4 protein-coding genes are annotated in these 5,018 nt (G+C 72.0%); 2 read left to right on the plus strand and 2 right to left on the minus strand.

Translation table 11 applies throughout. From position 1 onward, the window contains the following. Positions 1-938: NAD(P)/FAD-dependent oxidoreductase (locus ACFVIM_RS32790; protein ID WP_384309323.1), on the minus strand; the 938-nt coding region annotated here is incomplete at its 3' end. 397 nt (positions 939-1,335) lie between these two features. Between ACFVIM_RS32790 and ACFVIM_RS32795 the strand changes: the two genes are divergently transcribed. After that, positions 1,336-1,992 (plus strand): hypothetical protein, encoded by a 657-nt coding sequence (locus ACFVIM_RS32795; RefSeq protein WP_384309326.1) that lies wholly within the window; start codon positions 1,336-1,338, stop codon positions 1,990-1,992. 90 nt (positions 1,993-2,082) lie between these two features. On the opposite strand, the gene ACFVIM_RS32800 is transcribed toward ACFVIM_RS32795, so the two are convergent. Continuing rightward, positions 2,083-2,544 carry a GNAT family N-acetyltransferase gene (locus tag ACFVIM_RS32800; RefSeq protein ID WP_384309328.1) on the minus strand — a complete coding sequence of 154 codons (462 nt, stop codon included), beginning with the start codon at positions 2,542-2,544 and terminating at the stop codon, positions 2,083-2,085. A gap of 216 nt (positions 2,545-2,760) precedes the next feature. Between ACFVIM_RS32800 and ACFVIM_RS32805 the strand changes: the two genes are divergently transcribed. Beyond that, a complete protein-coding gene (locus ACFVIM_RS32805) occupies positions 2,761-4,896 on the plus strand; it encodes an FG-GAP-like repeat-containing protein (RefSeq protein WP_384309331.1) in 2,136 nt (711 codons plus the stop codon). Positions 4,897-5,018: the final 122 nt, after the last annotated feature.

A 5,018-nucleotide genomic window follows, 5' to 3' on the forward strand; every position in this document is an offset into this window, starting at 1 on the left:
GTACCGGCCCGTTCCACGGCGGCGGCGATATCGCGCTCCAGCAGCCAGGCCGTCATCGCGATGGCGGCGGCGGACGCCTGACCGGCGGCCGTGATCACCTGCGCACGCGGATTGACCACATTGCCCACCGCCCAGACGCCGGGCACGCTGGTCGCCCCCGCCGCGTCCGCCGCCACCCACCCGGTGGCCGGATCGTCCGCGCAGCCGAGTGCGCGCGGGACCGCGTCGTTCGGGCGGGGCACGGGCGCGACGAAGAGCGCGTCACAGCTCCGCACCGAGCCGTCACCCAGTTCCACACCGGTCAGCCCGCCGCTCCCGTCGGTGACGAGCCGGGCGACGGCGCCGTCGGCGATCCGGACACCGAACGCGCGCAGCCGGTCACGGTCGGCGCCGGAGAGATCCATACCGTCGGGGCACAGGGTCACCCGGTCGCTGTAGCGCCGCAGCAGGGCCGCCTGGTGGACACTCATCGCGGCCACCGGACCACCGATGACCACCAGCTCCCGGTCGCGCACCTCGTAGCCATGGCAGTGCGGGCAGTGGTGGACCGCGCCGCCCCACAGCTCATGGACGCCCTCGATCGCGGGCAGCTCGTCGGTCAGCCCGGTGGCGACCAGGACGGCGCGAGCCCGCACCACCGTGCCGTCGTCCAGTCCGAGGGTGAACCCCCCGTCCGCGCCGTCGCGGGTCGCCTCGACGACCCGCGCCGAGGCCAGCTCACCCCCGTATCCGATCACCTCTCCACGCCCGGTCGCCAGGAACTCCGCGGGGTCCACCCCGTCCCGGGAGACAAAGCCGTGCATCCGGGCGGCGGGCGCGTTCCTGGGTCTGCCGTCATCGATCACCAGGACGTCCGCCCGGGCTCGCGCCAGCACGAGCCCGGCGGTCAGTCCGGCCGACCCGGCACCGATGATCACAACATCGCGATGGTTCTCCATCACTCGTCACCTCCGGGCACGACAGTGGCCCAGCGCTCCCGATATCAGCAACAAGCATTGCGGAAATGGCAACGCGATGCCGGATGGCGGGGGGAAGGACGGCCCCGGCGCCGCCGCCGTGACCGCGAGCCCGGGGTCACACCTCCGTAATCCCTCCTCCACCCGTGGCTGCGGGCCGCTCGGCAGGGTGCGCATGAGGACGTCCGCGAACTCCTCCGCCGGTGGCGGCGGCGCCCCCTCCGAGGCGTTGTGGACGAAGGTGCGCCGGGAACAGGCCCTGAGGAGGAGCGCGGCGGCGGGGCGGTATCGGGCCACCGGTACCTGACCGGTGGCAGGGGCCGTCGTTCGTACCGCTCCCCGTGCCGCTCCCCCGAGTTCGCGTGCCTACGATGACGAAATGACCTTGAAGAGTTTGCCGGTCGACGCCGTCTGGGTGCGCCGGCTCGTCACGCTGGCCGAACGCCCCTGGGACAGAGCCCATCTGGAGGACGTCTTCACGCGGCACGGGTGGGCCCGGCCGGGTCCGGGCGGGCGCCCGGAGATCGCCTGGGGCGGCGGGGCCGGCGGGCCCCACTCCTGTGACGACGAGGGCGACAAGGGCGACGACAGCGGCGGCGGCGTCGGATGGCGGCTGGAACTCGGGGACGCTCCGGGGGAGGGCGCCGGGGACACCTATCTGCGGCTGCCGTGCGCGCTGTACTGGCCACCGTTCGACGAGGAGCCGGAGGAGGCCGGTGACGACAGCGAGGACGACGAGGCTGACGAGGCTGACGAGGACGATCTCGACGGCGACTACGGTCCGGCGTGGACCCGGCGGCCGGAGGCGGCACGCGCCGACCTCCACGCCGAGTACGACCGTCTGGGCGCGCTGATCCGCGCGGAACTCGGCGCACCGGACGAGACGGGATCCGGGGAGATGGACGAGCGCTGGGAGCGCTGGAGCCGTACGGCCGGAGAGGTCCTCCTGGAGCTGACCGACGACATCAACTCCTACTCCCACTACGACGTGATCGCCCTGCGGGTCAGCCTGGCCGGTCCTCCCGCCGAAGTCTGAGGACGGCAACGGGCCTTCCCCTGACGGTGGGCCACCGCGGCGGTGGAAGGGCACGGGCGGAGCCGGAACCAGCGTCCGTCGCCCGGCCGGTCAGCCCCGGACCGGCAGGGACCGGGCGAAGACCACCATGGGCCGCCCGGGACCGTGGTAGTCGTCGACCAGCGATGAGGTGAACCCCAGGGAACGGTGGAAGGCGATCGATCCCGTGTTGGCGGGCGAGGTGATCGCCTTGAGGGAGGTCGCCCCCTGTTCCCCGGCCGCCTCGGCGAACGCCTCGTACAACCGCCGCCCCAGACCGGTGCCACGGGAGTCATCGCGGACCGCGACGAGATGGATATACGCGGCTCCGGAAGGGGTGAGGAAACCGAAGACGTACCCGCGGATCCCCTCCTCGTCACGCGCCACCAGACAGGTCGGGCCGAACTCCCGTACCACCGCCAGCAGATGCAGCGAGCGCAGATCACGCTCGCCCCAGTAGCGGGCGTGGTCGGCGAGGACCTCGTGGACGTCGGCCACGGTGGCGAGGGTGAGGGAGGGGGGTAGGGGTTCCATGACGGCGATCATGCCAGGCGGTATCCGGGTCGGCAGGTCCTCTGGTCCGCGACGGCCCCGCGACCTCCCCTATCACGTGATGAATGCACCACGCATGCATACAACTCTTGGAAAAACCCCACGTCAGCGGCGAAGGGGATACCCTTCCTGCCGGTGCGGCCTCGGTGCCGCCGCCATGGAACATTTCCCCCTCCCCACACCCGCAGAAGGAAATACGTGTCCGCGAGACCCCCACGCGCCGCCGCCGTCGTCGCGGCCGCCGCGGCGTTCGCCGCCGTCGGCGTCCTGGCACCCACGTCCGTCCAGGCCGCTGGCGGAACACCCGCGGCGGACGGTTCGTACGCCTTCACCGCGCAGATAGCGATCGGCGCCGGCGGCAACGCCCGCACCTGCTCCGGCGCCCTCATCGACCCCTCCTGGGTGCTGACCTCGGCGAGCTGTTTCGCCACGGACCCCAAGCGGCCCGGCCCGATCGCCGCGGGCAAGCCCGCCCTCCCGTCGACGGCGACGGTGGGCCGCACCAACCTGACCGGGACCGGCGGGGTGGTGAGCGAGATCCTGGAGCTGGTGCCGCGCGGTGACCGGGACATCGTCCTGGCCCGCCTCGCCAAGCCCGCCACCGGAATCGCCCCGGTCCCGGTCGCCACCACGGCGCTCACCGCGGGCGAGACGCTCAAGGTGGCCGGGTACGGGCGCACCAAGACGCAGTGGATCCCCGGTCGCCTGCACACCGCCGACTTCACCGTCGACTCCGTGGACGCGACCAGCGCCGGGATCTCCGGGGTCACCGCGGCCGACGCCATCTGCGCCGGGGACGCGGGCGGACCCATCCTCCGTACCGTCAACAACCGTCCTGAGCTGGTGGGCGTCAGCAGCCGGTCCTGGCAGGGCGGATGCCTCAACGAGACCGAGACCCGCAACAGCGCCGTCGCCGCACGCACCGACAACACCGCCTTCGGCTCCCGGCTCGTCCCGGGCGGCCGGCTGCTGCCCGGCGAGACCCTGGTCTCCACCTCCGCCAAGCTGACCATGCGCGCGGACGGCAACCTCGTCATCACCTCCAATGCCCAGAGGACCCTCTGGTCCACCGGGACGGCGGGTAACCCGGGCGCGGTCGCCGCGTTCGGCACGAACGGCAATCTGACCGTCACCTCCGCCGACGGCACCCGGACGCTGTGGGAGTCGAAGACCACCGCCGCCGGTGGACAGCTGCGGCTCCAGAACCGGGGCAACCTCGTCGTCCTCGACGCCGGGAACGTGGCGCAGTGGTCGAGCGGTACCGCGATCCGCCACGACTACAACGGCGACGGCTTCAGCGACCTGGCCGCCTGGTACGACTTCTCGGCGGGCAACGACGCGATGCGCACCTTCCAGGGCGCCGCCGACGCCCGGTTCGACGCGCCCCCCGTCTCCTACGAGTCGGCCGCGGGCAACTGGCACGCCCCGAACATGAAGCACACCACCGGTGACTTCAACGGCGACGGGCTGGGCGACATCGCCGCCCTCTACGGTTACTCCGACGGCCGGGTCAAGGCCTTCACCTGGCTCGGCAGGCACGACGGCACCTTCGGCGGGGCCATCGGTTCCTGGGAGACCCCGGCGGGCAACTGGTCCCACTCCCGTATCTCCGTCCAGGCCGGTGACTTCAACGGAGACGGCCGGGACGACCTCGCCACCTGGTACGACTACGCCGACGGCTCCGACAAGCTGTTCACGTTCCTCTCCAAGCCGGACGGCGGCTTCAACTCCCCCTTCTCCTCCTTCACCCGGGAGACCGGCTGGAGCGCGAGCGGTATGAAGTTCGCGACCGGTGACTACAACGCCGACGGCCGGGACGACATCGGCGCGTTCTACGGGTACGCCGACGGCAGCGCCCGGCTGTTCTCCTTCACGGCCCGGCCCGACGGCGGCTTCAACGACCCGCTGCACACCGGCTGGAACAGCCCCGACTGGGGCAGCTTCGACCGCACCAGCGTGCACTCCGGTGACTTCGACGGCGACGGCCGCGACGAGATCGTCACCTGGTACGACTACGCCGACGGCCGGGACGCGGTCATCAGCTTCACCCCGACCGGCAAGGACGGGGTCTTCGGCGGCCGCAAGGAGATCCTGGCGCTGGCCGCCGGTGGCTACCACCGGCCCAATATGAAGATCGTCACAGGCGACTACAACGGTGACGGCCGCGACGACCTCGGCACCCTCTACGGCTACAGCGCCGGCACCGTGAAGGGCATCACCTTCACCGCCAAGGCCGACGGCAGCCTCAACGCGCCCACCCACGGCTGGGAGTCCGCACCCGACTCCTGGCACTTCCCCAACGTGACGACCATCGAGCGGTACAACGGCTCCTGAGACGTGTTCCGCGGAGGTCGGCCGGTGGGGGTGGACGCCCAACCGCCCCCCCCCAGGCCCCCCCCCACACCCCCGGGAAAACAATACAACCCGGGGTAGGCCCGGGCCGGGCCCCCCGCAGC

The organism is Streptomyces sp. NPDC057638 (assembly GCF_042800315.1).
GTDB lineage: Bacteria > Actinomycetota > Actinomycetes > Streptomycetales > Streptomycetaceae > Streptomyces.